Here is a 22548-nt window from a genome sequence, read left to right as displayed (position 1 = left end):
ACAAGCGCCCTGTGGCGCTTTATTCGAAATCCCTATCCTAACCATCGAAAACAGTTATGTACCGACACCAGTTTAGCTGTAGAACCCCGTGTGATCTGGCGACGGGCAAAATCGTCTGCGTGGGGCGAAACTATGCCGCCCACGCCGCGGAGTTGGACAACCCGGTTCCGGAGGAGCCGCTGCTGTTTATCAAACCCGCCACCGCAGCGGTGCCCATGGCCGAGCCGATCCGCCTGCCCCGCGGCCGCGGTGGCTGCCATTTCGAGGGGGAACTGGCGCTGCTGATCGGCGACCCCCTGAGCGGGGCCAACCCGGCGGATATTCCCGGCGCCATCGCCGGTCTGGGCCTGGCGCTGGACCTCACCCTGCGCGAACTGCAGGGACAGCTGAAGAAACAGGGGCACCCCTGGGAAAAGGCCAAGGGCTTCGACGGCGCCTGCCCGCTGTCCCCCTTTGTCAAACTGGACTGGCAGCCGGACTGGGACAACCTCACCTATTCCCTGTGGCTGAACGGCGAACTGCGCCAGCGGGGCAAGACCGGACATATGCTCACCCCGATCCTCGACCTGGTGGCCTATATCAGCAGCCACTTCACCCTATTGCCCGGGGACGTGGTGCTCACCGGCACCCCCGCAGGGGTTGGGGAATTGCTCAGCGGAGACAGGCTGGTATTGCAGTTGGAGGACGACTGGCTGCGGGTGGAAACGCAGGTGGCCTAGAGGCAATACAGTTGAGTCAGATCACTTTTGTAGGAGCGGGCATGGCCTGCTCCTACAGGGTGCCGGACTTAACTCGCCAGTATTGGGCCTAGAGGCCCCCGCCTTGTGGAGACCTGCTGGCGCCACTATGATGCCGCCGGCATTGGCATTGACCTGGAGACGCGATGACCGACCTCAACCCCACCAGCACCATCCGCATCCTCACCACCGGGGGCACTATCGAGAAGAGTTACTCCGAGGCCGACGGCACACTGAAAAACCGCGCCTCCATTATCCGCGACGGCCTGATCGCCAGTCTGCGGCTGCCCTACACTCACCTGGAACTGGAGAGCGTGCTGAACAAGGATTCGCTGGAAATGGACGACAGCGACCGCCAGCTGATTGCCGACGCCATCGCCCGCACTGCCGGACAGGGGGAGCCGATCGTGGTGCTGCACGGCACCGACACCATGTCCGACACCGCCGAATACTGCCACCGGGCGCTGGGCAGGCCCCCGGTGGCGGTGGTATTCACCGGCGCCATGAAGCCCATGGGCTTTATCGACTCGGACGCGCGCCAGAATGTCACCGAGGCCCTGCTGGCCGCACGCCTGCTGTCGCCGGGCTTCTATATCGCCTTCCATAACCGGGTATTCCCGGTGCCGGGAGTGCGCAAGAACCGGGAGACGGGCACTTTCGAGGCGGTTGCCGTCAATTGATCTCCGCGGGCGAACACAAGGTTCGCCCAGGCCCGACATGGCACCGGCCCGGGGGTTTCTGATATTCTTTGATTTGTGATCACATTTTAACGGAGGTGAGCCATGTCAGAACAGCAGACCCCGCAGACCTTGCAAGAGTGGCAGGCCATGGCCGACGGCCTGGAGATCGAGGGCCGCGCCTTTATCAACGGCGACTATGTGGACGCCCTCTCCGGCGCCACCCGCCCCACGGTCAATCCGGCGGACGGAAAGGAACTGGCCCAGGTAGCCAGCTGCGGCCCGGAAGACGCCGAGCGGGCGGTGAAGGTGGCCCGCGAGACCTTCGAATCCGGCGCCTGGTCCAAAATGCCGCCGATGCAGCGCAAGAAGATCCTGGTGCGTTTCGCCGAACTGATCGAGCGGAACCGCGAGGAAATCGCCCTGCTGGAGAGTTTGGATGCGGGCAAGCCCATCGGCGATACCATGAACGTGGACGTCCCCGGCGCGGTCACCACCATCCGCTGGAGCGGCGAGGCCATCGACAAGATCTACGATGAAGTGGCCCCCACCGGCCCCGACGAACTGGGCCTGGTCACCCGCATGCCCCTGGGGGTGGTGGCCGCCATCGTGCCCTGGAACTTCCCGCTCTCCACCACCGCCTGGAAGCTGGGCCCGGCGCTGGCCACCGGCAACAGCGTGATCCTCAAACCCGCCTCCAACACCCCGCTCACCGCCATCCGCCTCGCCGGACTGGCGAAAGAGGCCGGACTGCCGGACGGCGTGCTCAACGTGCTGCCCGGCCCCGGCAGCAGCCTGGGCAAGGCCCTGGGCCTGCACATGGATATCGACTGCCTCACCTTTACCGGCTCCACCGAGGTGGGCAAGACCCTGACCGAATACGCCGGCCAGTCCAACCTCAAGCGCACTTTTCTTGAGCTGGGCGGCAAGAGCCCCAATATCGTTTTCGCCGACGCGGACCTGGACAAGGCCGCCGGCGCCGCCGCACTGGCGATCTTCTACAACCAGGGCGAGACCTGCACCGCCGGCTCGCGCCTGCTGGTGGAAAAATCCATCGCCGATGAGTTTATCGAAAAGGTGCGCAAAGCCAGCGAGCGCTTCAAGCCGAGCCACCCGCAGGACCCCAATACGGTAATGGGCGCACTGATCGATCGCAGCCAGTTCGACACGGTGGAATCCTATGTGGCCAAGGGCCTGGAACAGGGCGCGCAGCTGGTGTGCGGCGGTGCGCCGGCGGAGGCGGTGGCCGGCGGCCACTACTACGAGGCCACGGTTTTCCGCGGCGTCACCGGCGATATGACCATCGCCCGCGAGGAAATCTTCGGCCCGGTGCTGTCGGTGATCGAATTCGACAGCGAAGCCGAGGTCCTGCGCATCGCCAACGATTCCATCTACGGCCTCGCCGCCGGCGTCTGGACCCGGGATATCGGCCGCGCCCACCGCCTGGCTCGCGACCTGCGCGCCGGCTCCGTGTGGATCAACAACTACTTCGGCGGCGACATCACCGTGCCCTTCGGCGGGTTCAAGCAGTCCGGCAACGGCCGCGACAAGTCGCTGCACGCGCTGGACAAATATTGCGAGCTGAAGTCGACCTGGATCGATCTGAGTTAGGCGTTTTTCAATATTTGATCTCGTCGGAGGGGCCGCAATTGCGGCCCCTTTTTATTGTTGGCGGGGTGGTCCGTTGCGGATTGTAGCTGGCAGATGGCGCCTGTTTCCGTTCTCGTCTATACCTAAACCATCCCCTGTCGAAGGGCTTCCGGCGATATCTCCGTCGCGCTGTTTATGCAACTGCACAGGAGGAAACAGTTGAGATCTGCTCCGTTGTTTCTGGTTGTACTGCTGTTCGCAGGCGCCGCTCCGGCCGGGGCGGCATCGCCTCAACCATTCGGCAAAATCGAGAGCCTGGTAACACCCGAACGGGAGCGGGCCCAAGAGTGGATACAGCTGCTCGTATGCCCCGGTGAAAAAGTAACGGCCGGACAGAAGCTGGCGGTACAGCGGGACGCCCGGGGCACCGTGGTGCAGGAATACATCTCCGGAGCGGACGGCGAAGTGACCATCACCGGGCGCATCGCGCCCGGCAGCTCCAACACCATTCTGGAAATCGGTACCCTGAGCGCCAGCGACACCTGCGGTGATGGTGACTGCAGGCCAGCGGGCAACGACTGATTTCCCGAGCCCATTTCGTGAAGCTACCAATTTGATTTGCCGGTCGGGGCTGATACCCTCGGGTCGCGATTGCGGCCCTTTTTAATTGGCAGCCCCCGATGAAACTGATCTACACCCACGAAAACCGCCTGCTGGTAGAGCTGGCAAAAAGCAGGCTCGAAGTCGCCGGCATCCCGGTATTCCTGAAAAACGAATTCGCCCAGGGTGGTTCCGGAGACCTGGCGCCGCACCAGACTTGGCCGGAACTCTGGCTCGAACGGGAGCGGGACTACGAGCGCGCGCGGCAATTGCTGGCGGACGCCGAGGTGGAGCAGCGGTCCTGGCGCTGCCGCGACTGCGGCGAGGAAAACGGCGCGGCCTTCGATTACTGCTGGAACTGCCAGCAGTCGCGGCCCGCCTGAGGTTTGACCATATGCAATTCCTGATCAATATCGACGTCGACAACCTGGAGCGCGCCGTCGCCTTTTACCGGGATGCGTTTGGCCTGCGCCCGGGGCGGAGTTTCGGCGATGCCGGAATGGAAATGCTGGGCGGCGATGCCCCTCTCTACCTGCTGGCCAAGGAGGCCGGTTCCACAACCGCCGGAGGCCGTCAGCGGGACTACCGGCGCCACTGGACGCCGGTGCACCTGGATATGGTGGTGGACGACGTGGAGGCCGCGGTGGAACGCGCGATCGCCGCCGGCGCGAAACTGGAGGGAGAAATCCGGGTTGATAGCTGGGGTGCCGTTGCCGGCCTGTCCGACCCCTTCGGCCACGGCTTCTGCCTGCTGGAGTTCCGCGGGCGCGGCTACGACGAGATCTGCTCGTAATATTCAGCCGGCATTCAGCGCGGAGCGGCGAACCTTGTGTTCGAATCCTTGTGCCGGCGTCGGCGAAGGCCACCTGTAGGAGCCTGCTTGCAGGGCCAAGCCGCGCGTTTACAAAGCATCGCTTTGTGCGCGGTTTGGCGACCCGCCAGGGATGGCGGGGCCGGGGCCCGATCGAACGCGCTTTCGTCTCGCCATGGATGGCAACTGGAAGCCTGTTGCCCGCACCGTTCGTCTGCAAGCAGCTCCTAAAGGAAATCATCGAATACTATTTGTCTGATTGAGGAAAGAAGTATGAATAAGTTGACTGCGGCAGCGGGCCTATCCGTGATCATCGCCTTGGCTGCGACCAGCGCTGCGGCAAACCCGGGCAAGGGGGGCAGCCTGCCACCGGGGCTGGAGAAAAAAGCACAGCGGGGCGGTGAACTGCCGCCAGGCTGGAGAAAGAAACTACAAAAGGGCGTTATCCTGGAACCGGAAATCTACCGGCACGGGGTTATCGTCAGGCCGGTGGACGAGTTCGGCTTTGTGACCATCAGAATCGAAGGCGAGTTAGTGCGCCTGGTTCACGCCACCCACGAGATCGTGGATATTCTCTCTCACTGACCGTGTCCCTGCAGAGTTCTTGCTCTGCAGGGAATCTCTCCTCCGCTATCGGCCGGATTGGTAAAACCCCGCCGGCACACTATAACCGGAACCATAGCCACCATCGGGGCGTACCTATGAGTGCCGAGCATCACGGTGTTTCCGTAGGCCTGGAGCGCAGCAACAGCGGAGTCTTGCTGTCCCTGCATGTCCGCGGCAAGCTGACCCACGAAGACTACGAGGCGATAGTGCCCATGCTGGAGTCCGCCATCGCCGGGGAAGAGAATCCGAAGATCGATGTCTTTATGAATGCCGTTGAAATGGAGGGCTGGGAGCCCCGCGCCGCTTGGGACGACCTCAAGCTGGGCCTCAAGCACGGCCGCCACTTCAACCGCGTGGCGGTGGTGGGCAGCAAGCGCTGGCTGGAACTGATGACCAGGGCGGGTAGCCTGATGATCGGAGGCGAGGCGCGCTACTTCGAAAACGAAGAGTCAGCGATGGCCTGGCTGAACATAAAAAAGGCGGCATAGAATAGAGCCGACCCGAATCGTCACCGCTATCCACCCTACACCTGCTGGACAAGGCGGCATAGAATAACGCCCAGTGCAATCAATCCGCTTTTCCAAAAAGGAACTTTTCATGTTCGAATGGCTAACCAGTCCCGAGGCCTGGGTTGCGCTGGCGACACTGGCCGCGCTGGAAATTGTCCTGGGCATCGACAATATCATCTTTATTTCCATCCTCGTCGGCCGCCTGCCGCCAAAGCAGCGGGAGACGGCTCGCTTTGTCGGCCTGGCGCTGGCCATGCTAACCCGCCTGGCACTGCTGTTCTCCATCGTCTGGGTGATGGGGCTTACCGAACCCCTGTTCAGCATTCTGGGCGAGGAAATCTCCGGGCGGGATATCATCCTGATCGGCGGCGGCCTCTTCCTGCTCGCCAAGGCCACCCACGAGATCCACAACAGCCTGGAGGGTGTGGAGGGCAAGGGCACCACCGTGGCCGCGGCCAGTTTCGGCATGGTGTTGGTACAGATTGCAATCCTGGATATCGTCTTCTCCCTGGACTCGGTGATCACCGCGGTGGGACTGGTGAAAGAGATCTCCATTATGGCGATCGCCATAGTGCTGGCGGTGCTGGTGATGATGCTGGCAGCCAAGCCCATTGGCGATTTCGTCGACCGACACCCCACGGTAAAAATGCTCGCCCTTTCCTTCCTGATCATGGTGGGCCTGACCCTGATCGTGGAGGGCTTCGACGTGCATGTGCCCAAGGGCTATATCTATTTCGCCATGGTGTTTTCGGTGGGGGTGGAAATGCTCAACCTGCGTTTGCGGAAAAAACAGGCGAAGCCGGTACATTTGCACAAGCCGTTGCGCGAGGACGGGACGGAAGCGGGCTGATTTTCGTAACTCAAGTTTCGGAGTTCGCGGAATCAGCCTTAGTACTGTACCCCACCCTGTGGGAGCCAGCCCTGCTGGCGAATAATGGCGTTGCCATTTAGCACCGTCTTTTTGCCTGTAGGGCAGGCTCCCACAGCAGACACCGAAACTTGAGTTCGTAAGAGCGGTTTCTGATTATGTCAGCGCCTCGGTGAGTTCCGCCGCTACCGCGGAAATTACCGCCTGGTCGAGCGGCATCCAGCGGTGCAACTTGACCGGAAATTCGTAGGCCTTGCCGATCGGCAGCCGGGAGCTGGTGTGGGGCACTATCGTTATGTCGTACGGGGTCCAGATGGATACCGGCGAGATGTCCGCGAGGCTCTGCACATCCTCATTGAGCGTATTCAGGAAATCACTACCGATACTCAACTGCCGGCCACCCTTGTAGGGCAGGAATTTGGCCCAGAAACTGCCGTAATGAGGGCTCGATATGGATATGAACTTGTGCACCCGCTCGACCCCATCCAGCCTCTGCAGATAGTGTCTCGCCACTATGCCGCCCATGCTGAAACCCACCAGCGAACAGCTGCTGTTCCCCTCTGCGAGTGCGTCCACCTGATCTTTGAGCTGTCGGGAAAGGTGCTCCATGCCATGCCAGCCGGAGTTGTATTGCAGATTGATGCAATGGGCGGAGAATCCCTTCGATTCCAGGGCCTGCCTCATCCTGAGCATGGACTTTCCGCGGTCAAAAATACCGGGAATCAGGATTGCTGTTCTGGACTTGTTGGTCATCGGTCATACTGCGGAAGTCTTCATGCCACGCACCGGACTCTTTGAGGGGATCGATTCGCCCCAAAGATTCCGGGCTTTATAGCGTCGGATTTTATGGCCTCCAAATAAGCCTGTAATTTCTGCTCCCTGCCTTATATATCAGATGAAATAGCATCGAGTAGGTTCCGATAAACTCAGAATTCATCCTGACTTTTTCTGATCATAGGGTCACCGATAGTGATCAATTTGCGAATTGATCGTCGAGTCCTTGATTTTCCTGTCTTCCGCCAGCAACACCGCCTTGGAAAGAATCACCGAGAGCGTATTGTCCCCCTCGAACGGCAGAAACACCTTGTCTGCAGCCGTCTTTTTGCGGCTGTCGGGAACGATGCACAGGTACTGGTTATTCGGCTCCATCAGGATATTGCCCGAACCCAGGTGGATCTTGTAAGTGCGCCGCTGGCCCTCGACCACCAGGAAGCGGTCGATAAATTTGCACTGGGGCCCAATCTTCAGTTTGGGTACCAGCTTCTCCAGGATCGCCTTGCGGGTGTGGGCGCTGGCATTGAGTTTGCCGAAGCTGAAGCTGTGCCAGTAGTCGCGGAAGCGGCCCTCCGGCCCGCCGTCGGACCACTCCGGATCATTGCCCACGGAACAGACGCCGACGAACAGGTCCACATCCCGGAACACCTCCGACAGTACCAGCGCCGGCACCTCGCGCAGATCCGCCGGCGTATCCCCGTGAATGTTGCCCTCGTCGAGATTTTCCGCGCTGGTGCGAATGTGATAGAAGCGTACCTGGTCGGTGCTGATATAGGTAAAGACGCCGGCCTCGGTGGTGTCATTGCCGTACTCGCCGATGCCGTGCACCCAGAACTCCGCCCACAGGTTGAACTGCGGCAGGCCCAGCTGGGCGATCTGGTCGCCGCCGTCCCAGGCGCCCTGCAGGCTGTAGCGCCAGCCGCGCGTGGCCGCCAGCGCATTGAACTGGTGCTGCTTGATAATGTGCGAGGCGAAGCGGTTGCTGTAGACGCCGGTGTTCACCTCCGCATCGGTGAGCAGGTATACCTCCCGGTGGGCCTGCTTGAATGGCTGCACGATTTCCAGGCGCTCGATACACTCGCGCCACGTCTTGATTTCGGCCGCCCCGCTGATGATCGGGTGCCACAGGCTGACCTCGACCGGCGCATCGGGTAGCGCGAGCGCATTGCCCGCGCAATCCACCAACTGGTCATTGTGATAAATGCCAAGCGCCACAGAATCCTCACCGACAAAGCGCCAGATCAATTTGCGGGCGGTGGTGCCGACAATGGGATGGTCGCGATAGCGCTCCACCCAGGTATCGAAGGGCCAGGTCTTTTCCTTGAGGAACAGCTGCTCCAGGCGTTCCTTCTGAACTCCCAGCATGGCCTTGATATCCTTGAGGGCGCCGCGCAGTTCCTTCAATTCCCCCGCATGCTGTTCCTTGACCCGCGCCGGCACAGATTTCTGGATCTTGCCCGCGGCATTGCGCCAGCTCAGTTCCACCTGACGGCTGGAAGGTGCGGTGATGACTGCGGTAAAGTCCCCCACCGGTTCCTCGCCGTAACCCACCCGGTCCAGCCCATAGCTGGGTACCCCCATCTCCTCCAGTTCGTCGACGGTGATGCCCTCCCGCTCCGCAGCCGCGGTGAGTGCCTTGTTGATCATATTGAGCGCGCTGCGGTACTTGATCTTCACCTTCAGCACCGCCAGCTGATAGAGCCCGGAGCGCCCCGGCATGTTCGCCAGGGTATAGATACAGGCGTTGCCCACCCGCACCGCCCGCGGGCCCAGCCCGGGCACCTTGCGGAAAAAGCTCAGGGCCGCCTTCACCAGCGCCCGCGCCAGCTCCGCGTTCTCCTCCAGGCTGCCGCACCAGATCAAACCTTTGAGAATGTCGGCGTTGCGCTCATCGAGAAGCTGGTTCGGGTCCGGCTGCCATTCGTAGCTGCGGCTGACGGGAATGGTTCGCGGTTTGTCCACCAGCGCCAGCCACGATATCAGCCGCGTGGAAAACTCCTTCGGGCCGAACGCGTCGATCAGTGGGGAGACACTGTTCAGCCATTTTTTCGAAGGCTTGCTGCTCCCGGCCTGCTGGCAGAGGTTGAACAGTTCCAGCAGTGTATTCCCATGTTCGGGAAGGGACTGGCAGTCGGCGATGGCCGCATCGCTCCAGGCCTCCCCCTGTGCCAGCGGCAGCGCCTGCCGGGCACCGGTCAACGCGCGGATACGGCCGGCGATATTACGCAGCTCCTGGGTTGAGTACTGCTCTTCGATTTGTTCCCGCAGCTGCTCGAGCTTGCCGGTAAAGCGGTCGTCGAGGGATTGGGAACCGGCGTAATGCTCGGTCGCCGCCACCACGCCCGTCAGCGGCAGCCGCTGGAGGCTGGAGCCGCCGACTTTCAGTAGGCCGTCAAGTAGCTGGTGCAACTGCTCCTGGCTCAGCGGCAGCTTGCGTCGCAGCAATGCGCGCACAATGGCCTCATAACAGGCGCAGCGGTCGCTCTGGCTCGGGGCTCTGGAGGCGAAGTCCGGGGTGGAGGAAAAAACCTGTATGCGCTGTTTGTCCAGCTTGCGGAAGGCGTCTATAAAGCGGGGCATGCACAGCATCAGCATCGCCACACTTTGTTCGGTATCCAGCCCCAATATCGCCTTGCCGGCTTCGGAGCGGCCGAGCTTCAGGTCGAAAAGGAAGCGATTGTTCTGCACCTCGTGCGCGATATAGCGCTCGATCAGCGCGTCGTACTCAGACCGGGGGGATTCTGTAGCCGTGCTCTCGGGATTGCCTGATTTCGGTTTGGCGCGCCTGAAAATATCCAAGATGCCCATAGCGAGTTCCGTATCCTAGCCGCCGACCAGTGGCGTCAGCTTCAGGAACACCACCGAGGTATTGGGAGTAATAATGATCTGCTCGTCCAGCCCGGTGACCTGTCTGTCGTTCACCAGCAGAAAAAAGCCGTTGCTCTGGAACGCGTTAATGGCGACTTCTTGCTGAGCGTCCACATCCACCCTGCGGTTCTTGCGCACTCTATAGCCGTTCAAGTCCCGCTCGGAGTCGCTGGGCTGGATCAGTCCCATAAACTTTTGCCTGGCCGAGGCGTTATAGTGCTCCACCTCGGTCTGAACCCGCACCTCGATCAACTCCCGCACCGAAATGGTCTCGGCGGGAAAGTGCAGCAGGCTTTCGAACATCTTCTCGCCGCCGGCGGATTCGTCGGAAATTTTCAGGGCTACGGCCATGGTTGTTTCTCCCCGTTCATGATGGAACCTGGGAACCAATATACCGGATAAAAGAGCTGAGAGGCATAGACATAAAATGTCGGGTTCAGCCCGCATAAGCACCAGCCGGCAATTTTCGTAGGATGGGCAAAGGAGCGCAGCGACGTGCCCATCAAAGCTCTTGATTATACCGAACTCACGATATGCTCCCGCAGCCACTGATGCGCGGGATCGCGATGGCAGCGCTCGTGCCAGAGCATCGCCATCTCGAAGCCCGGTACTTCAATTGGCGGTTCGACAACCCGCAGTGAATCGCTGTCGCGGACCAGACGTGAAGGCAGCATCGCCACCAGGTCGGTGTTCGCCACAGCCGATAGCACAAACAGAAAGTGCGGAACCGACAGCACAACCCGGCGCGTCAGCCCCATCTTCGAGAGCACCTTATCTGTGACGCCACTAAACCCCCCGCCATCCGGCGATACGATCACGTGGTCGAGCTTGCAGAACTGAGCAAGTGTTGGCCGCCGTTTCAGCCGCGGATGGCCAGCGCGGCCCACCAGAACATAGTGCTCCGCAAACAGAATCCGCCGACGCAGGCCGGCCGGAGACTCCTCGCTGGTATGAAACGCGAGGTCGATCTCCCCCCGCTCCGTCTGCCTGGCGATGCGTGAGGGAACAACTTGAACCGATGCCAGCCGGGTGCCGGGTGCTGCCGAACGCAGCCCGGACAGAGCGGGCTGCAGGATCGTGGATTCGCTGTAGTCGGAGGCGGCCAGGTGCCAGGTATCGCTGGCCCCGACCGGATCGAAGGGCGTGGAAGGGGACACCGCGCGCTCGAGAGACTCGAGTGCCTGCCGCAAGGGCTCGCGCAACGCCTCGGCCCGCTTGGTGGGTCGCATACCCCGCGGCCCGGGCAGCAACAGCGGGTCCCCGAAGATATCCCTGAGCTTGGCGAGATGAACGCTCACTGAGGGCTGGGAGAGGTTCAGGCGCTGTGCCGCGCGGGTCACATTGTGTTCCGAGAGCAAAACATCGAGCGTTAGCAGCAGGTTGAGGTCCAGCCGCCTGAGATTACTCATGGTAATACCTGGAATATCAGAAATTCATTTCAACTATACCTGAGAGATTCCTATCCTGCCTTCTCCTGGCAATTATTGGAGATCCAGCTATGAATATTCTTCTCGTCTATGCCCACCCCGAACCCAGGTCATTGAATGGCTCTCTCAAGAACTTTGCGGTCAAACGCCTCGAAGAGGCCGGACATGAGGTCCAGGTATCGGACCTGTACGCCATGCAATGGAAGGCAACCCTCGACGCAGACGACAACACCAACAGGCAGGCCGATGCGCGCTTTGACCCGGCCCTCGACTCCAAGATCGCGTTGGAGAACGGCTGGCAGAGCAAAGACATCGAGCTGGAACAGGAGAAGTTGATGTGGGCGGATGCCCTGATTCTGCAGTTTCCCATGTGGTGGTTCTCGATGCCGGCGATCCTGAAAGGCTGGGTGGAACGGGTCTATGCGTATGGCCTTGCCTATGGCGTGGGGGAGCACTCCGACACCCACTGGGGCGATCGCTACGGGGAGGGCAAACTGAAAGGGAAGCGGGCGATGTTGATCGTCACCACGGGCGGCTGGGAGTCCCATTACAGCCCGCGGGGCATCAACGGCCCCATCGACGATATTCTTTTCCCCATCCAGCACGGGATTTTGTACTACCCCGGATTCGACGTGCTGCCGCCGTACCTGGTCTACCGGACCGGCCGGGTCGACGAAGCGAGGTTTGCGCAGGTTTGCGGCGAACTCGGGCAGCGCCTCGACCATCTTTGGCAGACTGCGCCGATACCCTTTCGCCCGCAAAATGCCGGCGCCTACAAAATACCGGAATGCACCTTGCGGGATGATATTGCACCGGAAAATTCCGGTCTCTCCATACACGTCGAGTAAAAATCGCACCTTAATTGACGGGCAGGTTTATAGCCTGCCCATCTGGTTCTCCTACGCTTGCTTGGACGATTATTTATAAAATACCGCCAGCCAAATGGTGGTGCTATACGGGTCCGTCCAGCTGACCTTGTGCTTGATATGGGCAGGGATATTAATAAAGTCGCCAGTGTCGAGGCTCTCTTCTCGTCCATCGTCAAACAACAGCCTCGCCGCGCCCTGCAGGACTATAACCCACTCGCTCTCTTCCTGGTCGTACCAGCCGCTTTCGGGGGAAGTGTGACCTTTCGAGACGATGCGCTCGATTCTTACGCTTTCACTGCTGACGATATCCTCGAAAACTTCTGCGCTGAGGTCTTCGGGCAGTGATGAAAATATATTTTTCATGGATTCCTAAATGTTAATGGCGCCATTTGTATTTGTGATCCATGCGCCGGCCGCAGATCGGGTTTCAGGAACTGGTGCCTGAGTTTTCTTGAGATGTAGTCCGCCGAAAGCGTCATCCCGGCGCTGACGGCGATCAATATCAAAGCGACATCAAAACGCAGAAACTCAAATGCCGAGTCGATATAAAAACCCAGCGTCGGAATTCCCAGTATTCCAAGCATGGCGGTCTCCCGGATAATAATCTCCCAGCGGTAAAAACAATAGGCCAGGAAGCGCTGGTACAGGGTGGGAACATAATAGTAGGCGAATCGGCAGAGCGGGCCGGAGGGGATAGCGGCGGGCTCGATTTCGTCGCTGTGCCCGCCCAGCAGGTGCCCAATAATGGCGCCGTTGTGCAGCGTCATCGCGATAATCGCCGGCAGCATGGATGGCCCCAGTACAATCAGGCCGATAAAGTTCAACAGGTATTCGGGCAAAGATCTCAGGATCAGCAGGAACCCGTCGCCGGTGCTTCTCGCCATGCCGGCGACAAAATGCGAAGAGTTCAGGGTGGACCCCAGCAGGGCGAAAATACCGGTCAGCACCAGTACGATCTGCGCCAATAGGGCGGTATTCCAGACGCCGGAGGCGATCTGTTCACCGAGCCACAGCAACCAGCGCAGGGTTTTCTCCAGGGGCCAGTCCTGCCGGATCGGTCCCGGCACACAGTCCCATAGAAACTGGCCCAGGTTGGCGGCGCTCCACTGCGCGGATAGCGGCCTGGCGATAAAGGCTGCCGGCACCAGTATCCAGAGCCATTTCGCCTTGAACCAAAACCGCAGTGAGTAGACCAGTGCCAGCAGGGTCAGCAACAGGGCGCTTGCCGAGGAGTAGTCGCCGGTGCGCAACGCGGTTTCCAGGTGGAATCCCAGGGTGGGGAGGCCGATAAAACCCAGTACCACAGATGAGCGAATGGCGCATTCCATGCGATAGGCGGTGTAATTGCGCATGGCGTGGAACGCCAGGGGCAGCCTGGTGTAGAAGAAGTGGCTGATACTCGTGCCCCCGCCCGGCAGCAGGGCCCTGGCAGGCGACGGGTCACTCTCCTCCAGCTGCTCGCCATAGACCTTCGCTATAGTCCCGCCAAAGGGCAGCAGAATTGCGAGCACGCCCGCAAGGGTGGAAATGCCAAAGATCTGTATAAAGATCAGCGCCCAGAAAACCTCGTGCACCGAGCGCAGGCAGGCGCCGAGCACCCGCACCCAGGCCAGATGGTAGAAGATGGAAAGAACAAAACCTAGGCCGGCGGCCAGGATAACGCCCTGCAGCGAGAAGGTCAGGGTATAGATGACGGCATCCAGCCACTGATGCGAATCTTCAATCCGGGGCGTTACCAGCCCCTTCGCCATCAGCCACAACTCGTGGCCCGGGCTCCGGGTACTGATGACGATATCCGCAAATGCCAGGCAGACGAGAGCGATCGCAGCAAAATAAAAGGTGAGTCTTCTCAGGCTGCGTCTTTGCTGGAGAAAGTGCTTGAAAAAGTGCATCACTGATACAGCTGCCCGATGGAGTCGGCACTGAGCTGATCGACGGGGCAGTCGAGGAATAGCTTCTGATCCTTCAGTCCGATCACCCGGTTGCACACCGTCAAAGCCAGCTGCGCGTTATGCATGGCGATTACTGACGTGTCGTGGCGGCTCACCAGAAGTTCGAGGATTTCCCTGCCTTGTAGCTTGTCCAGCGCCGATACCGGCTCGTCGGCCAGCAGGATGGGCTTTTGTTGATAGAGCGCGCGGGCGATGGCGACCCGCTGCTGCTGGCCGCCGGAGAGTTCATCGGCCTTGGTCCAGAGCAATTCGGAAATGCCGAGCGGTTCCGCCAGAGCGGTGATCTCAGCCTCGAAATGGGAGGACGGCAGCAGCAGGTTTGTCAGGTTCACAAAACCCGAATGGCGATCCAGAGCCCCGGAGTAGATATTGTGGAAGACCTTGAGCTGCGGCACCAGGGACGCGTCTTGAGGGCACCAGCTGGCCCGATCGGCCAGCTGGTGGCGGATATGGCGCAGCAGGGTGCTCTTCCCTGCTCCACTTTTTCCGAGCAACGCGATACGATCCCCTTCCCGGATAGTCAGGTGATCTATAGCCAGGGCCAATTTGTCCGCTTCGTTCCTGGCGTTACTCGGATAAGTCAGCCGACAGTCTTTCAGCTCGAGCAGAGCGCTCATCAAAAATCGTCGAGCAGGCCGATCGCCTGGGCGGTTTGCTCTATGGCCCGATAGACATCGTTGTCCGCCGAAACGAATCTGGATCTGGGGAAGCTATCCAGAATCGCCTTGTCGTCAATGGCCAGCAGTGCCCGGGTCAACTTTTCTTTAAAGCCAGCCCCGAACTGCTGGTCGATATCGCCGCGCACCGTCCACTGGTAATCGGCGTATTCCGGCGTGGTCCAGATAACTGATACCTGGTCCGCGTCTACGTCGCCATTAGCAACGGCCTTTTCCCAGACGGCGTAATTCACCGCACCTACTTCAAAAGCCCCGGACTGCACCAGGGCGACAGTGCGGCTGTGATCGCCGCTGAAGCCGACACGGGAGAACACCTCTTCTGGCGCCTCGCCAAAGGCCTCCCGAATGTAGAACTCCGGCATCAGCCGCCCGGAAGTGGAGCCCTTGGAACCAAAGGTAAAGGTCCTGCCGGCAACGGCTTGCGGCAACCCGTCGCCGGCTTCAATACCGGTGCTCTTGTGGGCGATAAAATAGCTCTTGAAGAACTGGTCCTCATAACCCTGGGCAATGGCCTCGGAACCCGGAACGGCCCTGCGCGCCTGAACGCCGGACAACCCGCCAAACCAGGCCAGCTGAACCTGATTGTTCCTGAACGCGGTGATAGCCGCGGGATAGCTCTTGACCGGAATGTACTCAACGTCCACTTTCAGCTGTTCGGACAGGTAGTCGGCAACCTGCCCAAAGCGCCGCACCAGCTCGGCTTCGTTCTGGTCGGGGATGGCGGTAAAGGTGAATTGCGGGCGCTGGGTATCCACGGCAAAGCCGCTTGTGGACACCAACAGGGCCAGTAATGCGGTTAAATAGCGCATCGGTAGGGGCCTTATGGTGAGATGTAGAGTGAGCGGGGCTTTTTAGCGCAAGTGCCCGTATTTTACAAACCTATAGGACTGCCTTGGGGCTGGTCCTTCTTCATCCCGAAAGTAGCCCGCGTGGTTCACGCTCTTGCCATCGGCGGCGATTCAGATTGACGATGTCGCCACAGCACCCCAATATCTAACAAAACCTATCCCGGAGAGAGGTTGTTAGGCATGGCTTCAAACACAGCTCCCCTGCGAGATGCGGGGATAAACCCAGAAGAGCTGCTGGAGTGCGCCGCTGAGTGCATCCACGCCCAGCACTGGGACCAGTCTGCCCAGTTGTCCGCTGATGAGGTAGAGCTGCTGAGCCGCCGCGGCGCCAGGGTGGTGACAGATCCCGCGGTCAGGCGACGGCTGGTTTTGCGCATGAGCGCTGAATACGGTGTCATTTGTGCGGACGCCCTGAGCCAGCAACAGGCGGCGGATTACCTCGGCGTTTCCCAGAGCCGGGTGCGGCAGCGGTTGCTTGAGGGCAGCCTGTTTGCGATCCAGCACTTGGGAGAGAGGCTTCTGCCGCGCTTTCAGTTCGAGGGTGGCCAGTCACTGCCGCATCTGGCACCGATACTGCGCACCCTGGGCGCGGAGGCGCACCCGTTGCGGGTATTTCGCTTTTTCGGTATGCCCAACGCGGACTTGCAGGACGCGGATAGCAATCCCATGTCCGTGCGGGACTGGCTGATTAGCGGCGGCAGCCTGGAGCCGATGTTGAAGCTGGCCGAGGATACCTGATGCCGAAATTTCCCGAACCTCCGGCGCTGACCGCCTGGAGGCGATTTCTCCGGCGCTTCGGCACCTGCCGGCGGGTGAGCTCGTGTGGCGGGTGCATTTTCTCGGTGGGGAGCACCCCTGTAGCTGGCGTCAGTGGCGCACATTTATCCTGACAGAGAGGGGGCCGACGAGGAGCCGCTTCGACCACCAGCTCCCTGATGTGAAAGGGCTTCCTCAAGCACAGAACCGCAAGATTCTCTATGGCGCAATCGGTGCCGGCGCTGTTCCCACCTGCCTCGCCGAGATATTCCAGAATACCCGCTTTATAGACAGAACCAATAAACGCCCCTGCCTTTCCGCCTTCGCTCTAACGCGAGAGCTGGAACTGCTGGGCCTCACTGGCCCCTGGCCTACCCGTGCGGGCTGTTCCATGGCAATCAACAGCGGCCCGCGGGCGAGGGCGCGGCGCTGGGCGCAGCAGTTCTACCAGGCCTACTCCCGGATCGACGGTATCCTCTATCCATCGAGCATGTACGCCAACAGTCCCGCAGTGGCGTTTTTCGAACGCGCCGAGGACTGCGTGCCCGCGAAACCGAGCTTCCACCGAATGCTGGCGGACCCGGCCCTGGAAGATGCGCTGGTCAATATCGCATCCGATATCGGCTATGGGCTCTCCGGCCCCGGTGTTTGAGTCGGCCTCATCGCGGCAGCCGCGCCTGTTTTCGTCAGTCCCCACCGCCTCCGCAACTGCTACAGCTGCTACAACTGCTGCAATCGCTGCAGCCGCCTCCAGTGGCGGCGCCGGAGCTGCCGCGCCGCCTTTTACCTCTTTTTTTCTTCTTGTCCCCGCCGGAGCGCAGGCTGTTGATGATCATAAGCAGAACGATCAGAGCGATGAACCCCGGGAAAAGCATCGACCCATCAAAATCGGAGAGGGTCGAACAGGCCGCAAGCAGCGCGGTGGAGCCGATCATCGGGAGCCAGAGTTTTCTGTTTCTGGTTTTCTGCGCGTACGCGCCCGGCTCGGGCCAGAAGTCATGGGCGGGCTTCGCGCCGAAGGTGGTGCGGTAGAGATTCAGCGTGTTCAGGTAGCCGTTGAGATCGCGGGCCTTGGATTCAGCATCTGTCTGGGATGGATTGTGGTGAATATCCTTCCCGACCCTGTCCCGGCACAAGTCGTGCCAGTAGGATTTGGTGAAGGTGAGGTGCATATGCCAGACGTTATCGACGATTCTGGAGGGCACCACCCGTTCACCGGAAGTAGCAGCCAGACAGATAAAGCGCTTATATTCGATCAGGGCCCTTTCGCAAAAAGTTTCTGGCCAGCCGTACAAGTCCGACATTTTTTTGAAAAAAATCTGCCGCTCGGCACTGGTTGAAAACTCAAAATTCAGAATTTTTGTTTTTCTATCCATAATTGAACATCCAGGTTGATAGGCTTTTATCTGGGTGATGATTTTCGCACAAGTGGCCTGCTTCGGGCGAGTTTTGGCTTTTGGGGGTTAAAGCTGATTTTGTGGCGTAGTGCAGTATTGTTTGCGGATGGATAGAGCAATGCCAATATGTTTCACATCGTAAGTCCAGCGGGGAAGTATCAGAGACATGGTCATCGCTTCGGCCTGAGCTGCCGCTCCCATGGCCAGGGATAACCACATTATCCAGTAAACTTCTGAAAAACCCATCAAGAGAATTCCGACGGGAATCAGAGTCAGGCCGAAAAGCTTCATACTGAATGCGTGATAGCTGGCGAGTTTGCCGAATCGCAGCCAGTCTATCCCCATTCTGGCTAGCTGCAGAGCGACAACAATTGCGATGCCGGCGGCATGGTTGGAAATGGTATCAGGCTCTGCCATCCAGAAACAGGCGAGACAGGAAAAGGCGTAGAAGATATCCGTAATGCTGTCCGCTCTGCGCAAGCCTGCAGAAGCCGTGCCCCACTGGCGGGCCAGCTTTCCATCGTAAATATCGGAGAGAATTGCCAATAGAAATTGGGTGGTCCATATCCACCGCGGTAGGTCGAGATACACCATAAGAATGGACAGCGGGCCCAGTGCCAATCGGATGGCGACCAGTAGCCAAGGAGTAAACTGCTGGTAACCAGGAACGGGCGCGGATGCGTGATGAGGCGGCGTAGAAGCAAGTCTTGGCATTACAGATTTCTTTGGCCTTCCGCTTTAATAGCCATGTCTATTTTTTAATTTCTAATGTCAAGACTTGACCTCTTTGGTTTTTATGACCTCTTTGGTTTTTAGACTTGACCCCTTTGGTTTTTCAATCACGCTTTTGAGATCGGATCTCCAACGAAAATTCGTCTAATCCTTTGCGCAGAGCGCCAGATATATTCTGATCTGCAATGATGCCCTCCGCATACAGATTGCTGCCCAAAAGTGGAATGGAGACAAATGACTTCTCCACAATAGTGCCCGACATGGTTAGAAGAACCTCTTTCAAAGAGTCCAAGGCGTGGTGTGCCCGCGGCGATGTATTTATAAGCATAATCGGTTTGAACGGAAATTCCGTACCGCTCACAAGCCAGTCAAGCGCATTCTTCAGCGGGCCACTGATTCCGTGCGCGTATTCCGGGCTGGCGATGATCAAACCATCGGATTTCCTGAGATTGGACTTCAGCTCGTTTACTGCTGCTATGTTCTCGTCCTCCAGGTCCGGGTTGTATAAGGGAAGCCGATCTATACTTCCCAATTTAACTTCTATCGGTTGCGGTGCCAGTACCTGCAGTGCTTGAAGGGCTGCGGTGTTGTAGGATTCTCTGCGCAGACTTCCCGACAAAGCCAGCAAGCTCAATTCTTTCATTTGGTTTTTCACTTTCATATAAGATGTCTATATTAGATTTTTATCCTTATTATTCTTTCCCAAAATTCCAGATGAGCATCTCCGATATAATTTTTTATTTCTTTTAGCACGATTCTCGTATCATTGTCTGACAGGTTTCTGTCAGATTCATCCTCCAGCTTTGACAGAGATTTCAGGAATCCCTCATAAGTGCCTGAAATGCATATTTCCTGCCATTCACCCATGCCATGCATAGCAGTGAAAACGGGAATATCTCTACCATTGAGGTCTACAAAGATAGGATCTCCACATAATGTATCGCGTCCAATTACATACCAGCCCTCCTGCCAGTCACCTTCTTCGAATCCGAATAAGGGTTCTCCATCTATAGATATAGAATATCCTAATTGTTCATCTTTTGATTGAAGGTTTGAGTAAGTGATAATCCCATTGAGGCCAATGGAAATTTCTTTCTCAATTAATTTTGGCAATTCAAATTCCATGTCTATCTCCAAAACCTGATTCCGTTTAATTTTTTCTTTAGGCCGGATTTGGTTGGTCTGATTTATTCCCTGATCACTATGGCCTTTAAAAACAACCGTACAGCCGCATGCTCCGCCGCACTCCTCTTAAACGTCGCCGCATTCTGAATCCGATACCGAAACCGCTCCGGGTGCAGCGCCACCAGTTCCCCGTCCTGCACATACCGTTCCGCCAGATACTCCGGCAGAAAACCCACAAACCACCCCGACAATATCATCGCCAGCCGCGCGGCCATATGGTTGGCGGTGGATTTGTGGGGGAACAATCGGTACAGGTGCGCCGCTCCGGAGAGTACCGCGTGGCTGGGGGCGGCGAGTTCCTGTCGGGTTAGCAATTCCTCACTTACGCCCTTCGCCGCTGCCAGTGGGTGTTGGCTGCCGCAATAGAGGAGGGACTGGTGGTGGAACAGGGGCTGGTAGTCGAGGCCGGGGCGGTGGGAGTGGAGGGGGTTGATGCCTACGTCGGCGCGGCCGGCGAGGATTTCCAGTTCCAGTTCCTGGGGGGCGGCGAGTTGGAGGTCCAGTTGCAGTTGCGGCGCCTGGTCGCGGATGCGGGCGATGGTGGCGGGGAGGTCCAGTTGGGGGATTTCCAGTACGTCGTCCGGCAGTACGATGCGCAGGCTGCCGGTGAGCTGGGACTGGATGGCGTTGACCTGGCTCTTGAAGTTATCCAGGTGGCCGTCCAGTTCGTTGATGGCCTGGAAGAGTGCCTCGCCTTCTTGAGTGAGCTTGAAGTCGGCGCGGCCGCGGGATCTGAGGCATAGCTGCATGCCCAGACGGGCCTCCAGGTCGGAGAGGTGTACGCTGATGGTGGAGCGGCTGATATTCAGGGCCACTTCCGCCGGGGCCAGGCCGCCGGCGCGGACTACTTCGCGGAAGACGCGCAGGAGGCGGAGGTCCATGTCGGTCAGGCGGCCGGTTAGGGCGGTTTTTGGTTTGCTCATGGGGTTTCGGAGCCCGTTGATTTGGGTTGGCCGGTGGCCGTAAAGGCGGGCCTGTGGCCCGCTGGCGGAGCTGGAGCTCCGCGGTCCCGGGATCGCGGCCATGGGCGGATGGCCGCCCCGCCGCTCCTACAAAGGGATTTGTCTAGCTTAGGGGAAAGTTTGATAGAGGTAAATTTTAGTTGGAGAGATACCACTATTCACCGTCGTCGACGGAGGCCAGAATCGCCGCAACAGCTGTTTAGACCCATAATTGCAAGGAGATTTGCGGTGCGACTGGCCAATCAGGACTTGTTGAAGAATCAGAACTATATCGGTGGCGAGTGGCGTGACGGGGCGTCTGCCATCGAGGTGCGGGATCCGGCCAATGGCGAGCTGCTGGCCCGGGTGGCCGATGGCAGTGCCGCGGATGCAAAGTCTGCGGTGGCCGCGGCCAGCGCTGCCTTCCCGGCCTGGAAAAGCAAAACCGCCGCCGAGCGCGCCGCGGTGCTGAAGCGCTGGCACCAACTGATCCTGGAGAACGCCGACGACCTGGCTCGCATCCTCACCCTGGAGCAGGGCAAGCCGCTGGCGGAGGCGAAGGGTGAGATTGCCTACGGTGCCTCCTATATCGAGTGGTACGCGGAGGAATGCCGCCGTGCCTACGGCCAGACCATCCCCACCCACAACCCGGCCATGCGCCTGTCCACCATCCGCCAGCCGGTGGGTGTGGTCACCTGCATCACCCCGTGGAACTTCCCCAACGCGATGATCACCCGCAAGGCGGCACCGGCGCTGGCCGCCGGCTGTACCGTGGTGATCAAGCCGGCGATGGAGACGCCGCTGTCCGCGCTGGCGCTCTGTGCCCTGGCGGAACAGGCGGGCCTGCCCGCCGGCACCATCAATATGGTGGTGGGTTCCGACGCCCCTGGGATCGGCAAGGTCTTGACCCAGGATGCGCGGGTGGCCAAGTTCACCTTTACCGGTTCCACCGCGGTGGGCAAGCTGCTAATGGCCCAGTGCGCCAGTGGCGTGAAGAAAATGTCCATGGAGCTGGGCGGTAACGCGCCCTTTATCGTGTTCGACGATGCGCACCTGGACACCGCAGTGAGCGCTTGCGTGGCGACTAAAATGCGCAACGCCGGCCAAACCTGTGTGTCCGCCAACCGCATCTATGTGCACGAGGCGATGCACGACGCATTCGTGGAAAAGCTGCGCGCGGCAATCACTGAATTGAAAGTCGGCCACGGCTGCGACGAGGGCGTTACCGTCGGCCCGCTGATCCACCGCCGCGCGGCGGAGCGGGTCAACGACCTGGTGCAGGACGCGATCGCGGCCGGCGCGAGAGTGGAGTTGGGCGGCGACTTCCTGTCACACGGCGAAAACTACTTTGCGCCTACACTGATTACCGGTGTGCGCGACGAAATGCGAATCGCGCAGGAGGAGATTTTCGGGCCGCTGGCGCCGGTGCAGAAATTCAGCGACGAGGCGGAGGTGATCCGCCGTGCCAACGACACTCCCTACGGCCTCGCCGCCTATGTGATGAGCGAGAATATCCGCCGCGCCAACCGCGTGGTGGAAGCGCTGGACTACGGTATGGTGGCGTGCAACGCCGGTGTGTTTTCCACCACCGTGGCGCCCTTCGGCGGCTGCAAGGAATCCGGCATCGGCCGCGAGGGCGGCGTCGAGGGGATGGCGGAGTTTTATGAAACCAAATACTGCTGTTTTGGTGTTTGAGCCGGGAGCGCCGAGCCCCAGCTCGGCAT

26 protein-coding genes are annotated in these 22548 nt (G+C 59.5%); 13 read left to right on the top strand and 13 right to left on the bottom strand.

All coding sequences use genetic code 11. The features are described 5' to 3' along the window. Positions 1-56 precede the first annotated feature (56 nt). From FHS09_RS20460 to FHS09_RS20420, 9 genes are all read left to right on the top strand, one after another. The gene (locus FHS09_RS20460; RefSeq protein WP_183463413.1) at positions 57-719 is read left to right on the top strand and encodes a fumarylacetoacetate hydrolase family protein; all 663 of its coding nucleotides are present in this window, start codon (positions 57-59) and stop codon (positions 717-719) included. A 164-nt stretch (positions 720-883) separates the two neighbouring features. After that, positions 884-1417 carry an asparaginase gene (locus FHS09_RS20455; RefSeq protein ID WP_183463411.1) on the top strand — a complete coding sequence of 178 codons (534 nt, stop codon included), beginning with the start codon at positions 884-886 and terminating at the stop codon, positions 1415-1417. Between the two features lie 102 nt (positions 1418-1519). Further along, positions 1520-3025 (top strand): aldehyde dehydrogenase, encoded by a 1506-nt coding sequence (locus FHS09_RS20450; protein WP_183463409.1) that lies wholly within the window; start codon positions 1520-1522, stop codon positions 3023-3025. A gap of 198 nt (positions 3026-3223) precedes the next feature. Beyond that, positions 3224-3586 (top strand): hypothetical protein, encoded by a 363-nt coding sequence (locus tag FHS09_RS20445; RefSeq protein WP_183463407.1) that lies wholly within the window; start codon positions 3224-3226, stop codon positions 3584-3586. Positions 3587-3684: 98 nt separating this feature from the next. Further along, a complete protein-coding gene (locus FHS09_RS20440) occupies positions 3685-3987 on the top strand; it encodes a putative signal transducing protein (RefSeq protein WP_183463405.1) in 303 nt (100 codons plus the stop codon). Positions 3988-3998: 11 nt separating this feature from the next. Further along, positions 3999-4397: a VOC family protein gene (locus tag FHS09_RS20435; protein WP_183463403.1), complete on the top strand. Its 399-nt coding sequence runs from the start codon at positions 3999-4001 to the stop codon at positions 4395-4397. Positions 4398-4688: 291 nt separating this feature from the next. Continuing rightward, the gene (locus FHS09_RS20430) at positions 4689-5000 is read left to right on the top strand and encodes a hypothetical protein (protein ID WP_183463401.1); all 312 of its coding nucleotides are present in this window, start codon (positions 4689-4691) and stop codon (positions 4998-5000) included. Positions 5001-5116: 116 nt separating this feature from the next. Beyond that, on the top strand, positions 5117-5509 hold the full coding sequence (locus FHS09_RS20425) for a SpoIIAA family protein (RefSeq protein WP_183463398.1): 393 nt from the start codon (positions 5117-5119) through the stop codon (positions 5507-5509). Positions 5510-5618: 109 nt separating this feature from the next. Then, positions 5619-6380 carry a TerC family protein gene (locus tag FHS09_RS20420; protein WP_183463396.1) on the top strand — a complete coding sequence of 254 codons (762 nt, stop codon included), beginning with the start codon at positions 5619-5621 and terminating at the stop codon, positions 6378-6380. A gap of 174 nt (positions 6381-6554) precedes the next feature. Here FHS09_RS20420 and FHS09_RS20415 read toward each other — a convergent pair whose 3' ends face one another. The 4 genes from FHS09_RS20415 to FHS09_RS20400 all read right to left on the bottom strand — a co-directional run bounded on the left by FHS09_RS20415 (position 6555) and on the right by FHS09_RS20400 (position 11449). Beyond that, entirely contained in the window at positions 6555-7151 is a 597-nt protein-coding gene (locus FHS09_RS20415; protein ID WP_183463395.1) for an esterase/lipase family protein, read from the bottom strand. A 207-nt stretch (positions 7152-7358) separates the two neighbouring features. Then, complete coding sequence (locus tag FHS09_RS20410) at positions 7359-9980, bottom strand: DUF4132 domain-containing protein (protein ID WP_183463393.1); 2622 nt, start codon at positions 9978-9980, stop codon at positions 7359-7361. A gap of 15 nt (positions 9981-9995) precedes the next feature. Continuing rightward, positions 9996-10391, bottom strand: coding sequence for a hypothetical protein (locus FHS09_RS20405; protein WP_183463391.1), 396 nt, complete (start codon positions 10389-10391; stop codon positions 9996-9998). Between the two features lie 164 nt (positions 10392-10555). Beyond that, positions 10556-11449 (bottom strand): LysR family transcriptional regulator, encoded by an 894-nt coding sequence (locus FHS09_RS20400; protein WP_183463389.1) that lies wholly within the window; start codon positions 11447-11449, stop codon positions 10556-10558. A gap of 89 nt (positions 11450-11538) precedes the next feature. On the opposite strand from FHS09_RS20400, the gene FHS09_RS20395 reads away from it, so the two are divergent. Next, on the top strand, positions 11539-12315 hold the full coding sequence (locus FHS09_RS20395; RefSeq protein ID WP_183463387.1) for an NAD(P)H-dependent oxidoreductase: 777 nt from the start codon (positions 11539-11541) through the stop codon (positions 12313-12315). Positions 12316-12384: 69 nt separating this feature from the next. Here the strand turns inward: FHS09_RS20395 and FHS09_RS20390 are convergent, their stop codons facing one another. The 4 genes from FHS09_RS20390 to FHS09_RS20375 are packed head-to-tail and all read right to left on the bottom strand — an operon-like array spanning position 12385 to position 15774. After that, a complete protein-coding gene (locus FHS09_RS20390; protein WP_183463385.1) occupies positions 12385-12699 on the bottom strand; it encodes a cupin domain-containing protein in 315 nt (104 codons plus the stop codon). Then, entirely contained in the window at positions 12696-14228 is a 1533-nt protein-coding gene (locus FHS09_RS20385) for a PhnE/PtxC family ABC transporter permease (RefSeq protein WP_183463383.1), read from the bottom strand. The genes FHS09_RS20390 and FHS09_RS20385 overlap by 4 nt, the downstream gene beginning before the upstream one ends. Then, the gene (locus FHS09_RS20380) at positions 14228-14905 is read right to left on the bottom strand and encodes an ATP-binding cassette domain-containing protein (protein ID WP_183463381.1); all 678 of its coding nucleotides are present in this window, start codon (positions 14903-14905) and stop codon (positions 14228-14230) included. Before FHS09_RS20380 ends, FHS09_RS20385 begins: the two co-directional genes overlap by 1 nt. Next, the gene (locus FHS09_RS20375; protein WP_183463379.1) at positions 14905-15774 is read right to left on the bottom strand and encodes a putative selenate ABC transporter substrate-binding protein; all 870 of its coding nucleotides are present in this window, start codon (positions 15772-15774) and stop codon (positions 14905-14907) included. Before FHS09_RS20375 ends, FHS09_RS20380 begins: the two co-directional genes overlap by 1 nt. A gap of 219 nt (positions 15775-15993) precedes the next feature. Here FHS09_RS20375 and FHS09_RS20370 point away from each other — a divergent pair, with 219 nt between their 5' ends. Continuing rightward, positions 15994-16551 carry an RNA polymerase sigma factor sigma-70 region 4 domain-containing protein gene (locus tag FHS09_RS20370; protein ID WP_183463377.1) on the top strand — a complete coding sequence of 186 codons (558 nt, stop codon included), beginning with the start codon at positions 15994-15996 and terminating at the stop codon, positions 16549-16551. 82 nt (positions 16552-16633) lie between these two features. Beyond that, positions 16634-17221 (top strand): RES family NAD+ phosphorylase, encoded by a 588-nt coding sequence (locus FHS09_RS20365; protein WP_221192163.1) that lies wholly within the window; start codon positions 16634-16636, stop codon positions 17219-17221. A gap of 34 nt (positions 17222-17255) precedes the next feature. Here the strand turns inward: FHS09_RS20365 and FHS09_RS20360 are convergent, their stop codons facing one another. The 5 genes from FHS09_RS20360 to FHS09_RS20340 form a co-directional block, all read right to left on the bottom strand. Then, the gene (locus tag FHS09_RS20360) at positions 17256-17945 is read right to left on the bottom strand and encodes a glycine-rich domain-containing protein (RefSeq protein WP_183463376.1); all 690 of its coding nucleotides are present in this window, start codon (positions 17943-17945) and stop codon (positions 17256-17258) included. Positions 17946-18032: 87 nt separating this feature from the next. Further along, on the bottom strand, positions 18033-18680 hold the full coding sequence (locus tag FHS09_RS20355; RefSeq protein ID WP_183463374.1) for a CDP-alcohol phosphatidyltransferase family protein: 648 nt from the start codon (positions 18678-18680) through the stop codon (positions 18033-18035). A gap of 121 nt (positions 18681-18801) precedes the next feature. Further along, complete coding sequence (locus tag FHS09_RS20350) at positions 18802-19359, bottom strand: NADPH-dependent FMN reductase (RefSeq protein WP_221192162.1); 558 nt, start codon at positions 19357-19359, stop codon at positions 18802-18804. Between the two features lie 14 nt (positions 19360-19373). Continuing rightward, the gene (locus FHS09_RS20345) at positions 19374-19823 is read right to left on the bottom strand and encodes a hypothetical protein (protein ID WP_183463372.1); all 450 of its coding nucleotides are present in this window, start codon (positions 19821-19823) and stop codon (positions 19374-19376) included. A gap of 62 nt (positions 19824-19885) precedes the next feature. Next, complete coding sequence (locus FHS09_RS20340) at positions 19886-20806, bottom strand: LysR family transcriptional regulator (protein WP_183463370.1); 921 nt, start codon at positions 20804-20806, stop codon at positions 19886-19888. Between the two features lie 267 nt (positions 20807-21073). Here FHS09_RS20340 and FHS09_RS20335 point away from each other — a divergent pair, with 267 nt between their 5' ends. After that, positions 21074-22519 carry an NAD-dependent succinate-semialdehyde dehydrogenase gene (locus tag FHS09_RS20335; protein ID WP_343057533.1) on the top strand — a complete coding sequence of 482 codons (1446 nt, stop codon included), beginning with the start codon at positions 21074-21076 and terminating at the stop codon, positions 22517-22519. Positions 22520-22548: the final 29 nt, after the last annotated feature.

The organism is Microbulbifer rhizosphaerae (assembly GCF_014191725.1).
Classification (GTDB): domain Bacteria; phylum Pseudomonadota; class Gammaproteobacteria; order Pseudomonadales; family Cellvibrionaceae; genus Microbulbifer; species Microbulbifer rhizosphaerae.
Note: the sequence above shows the minus strand (reverse complement) of the source record. Positions and strands in the feature narration are given on the sequence as shown.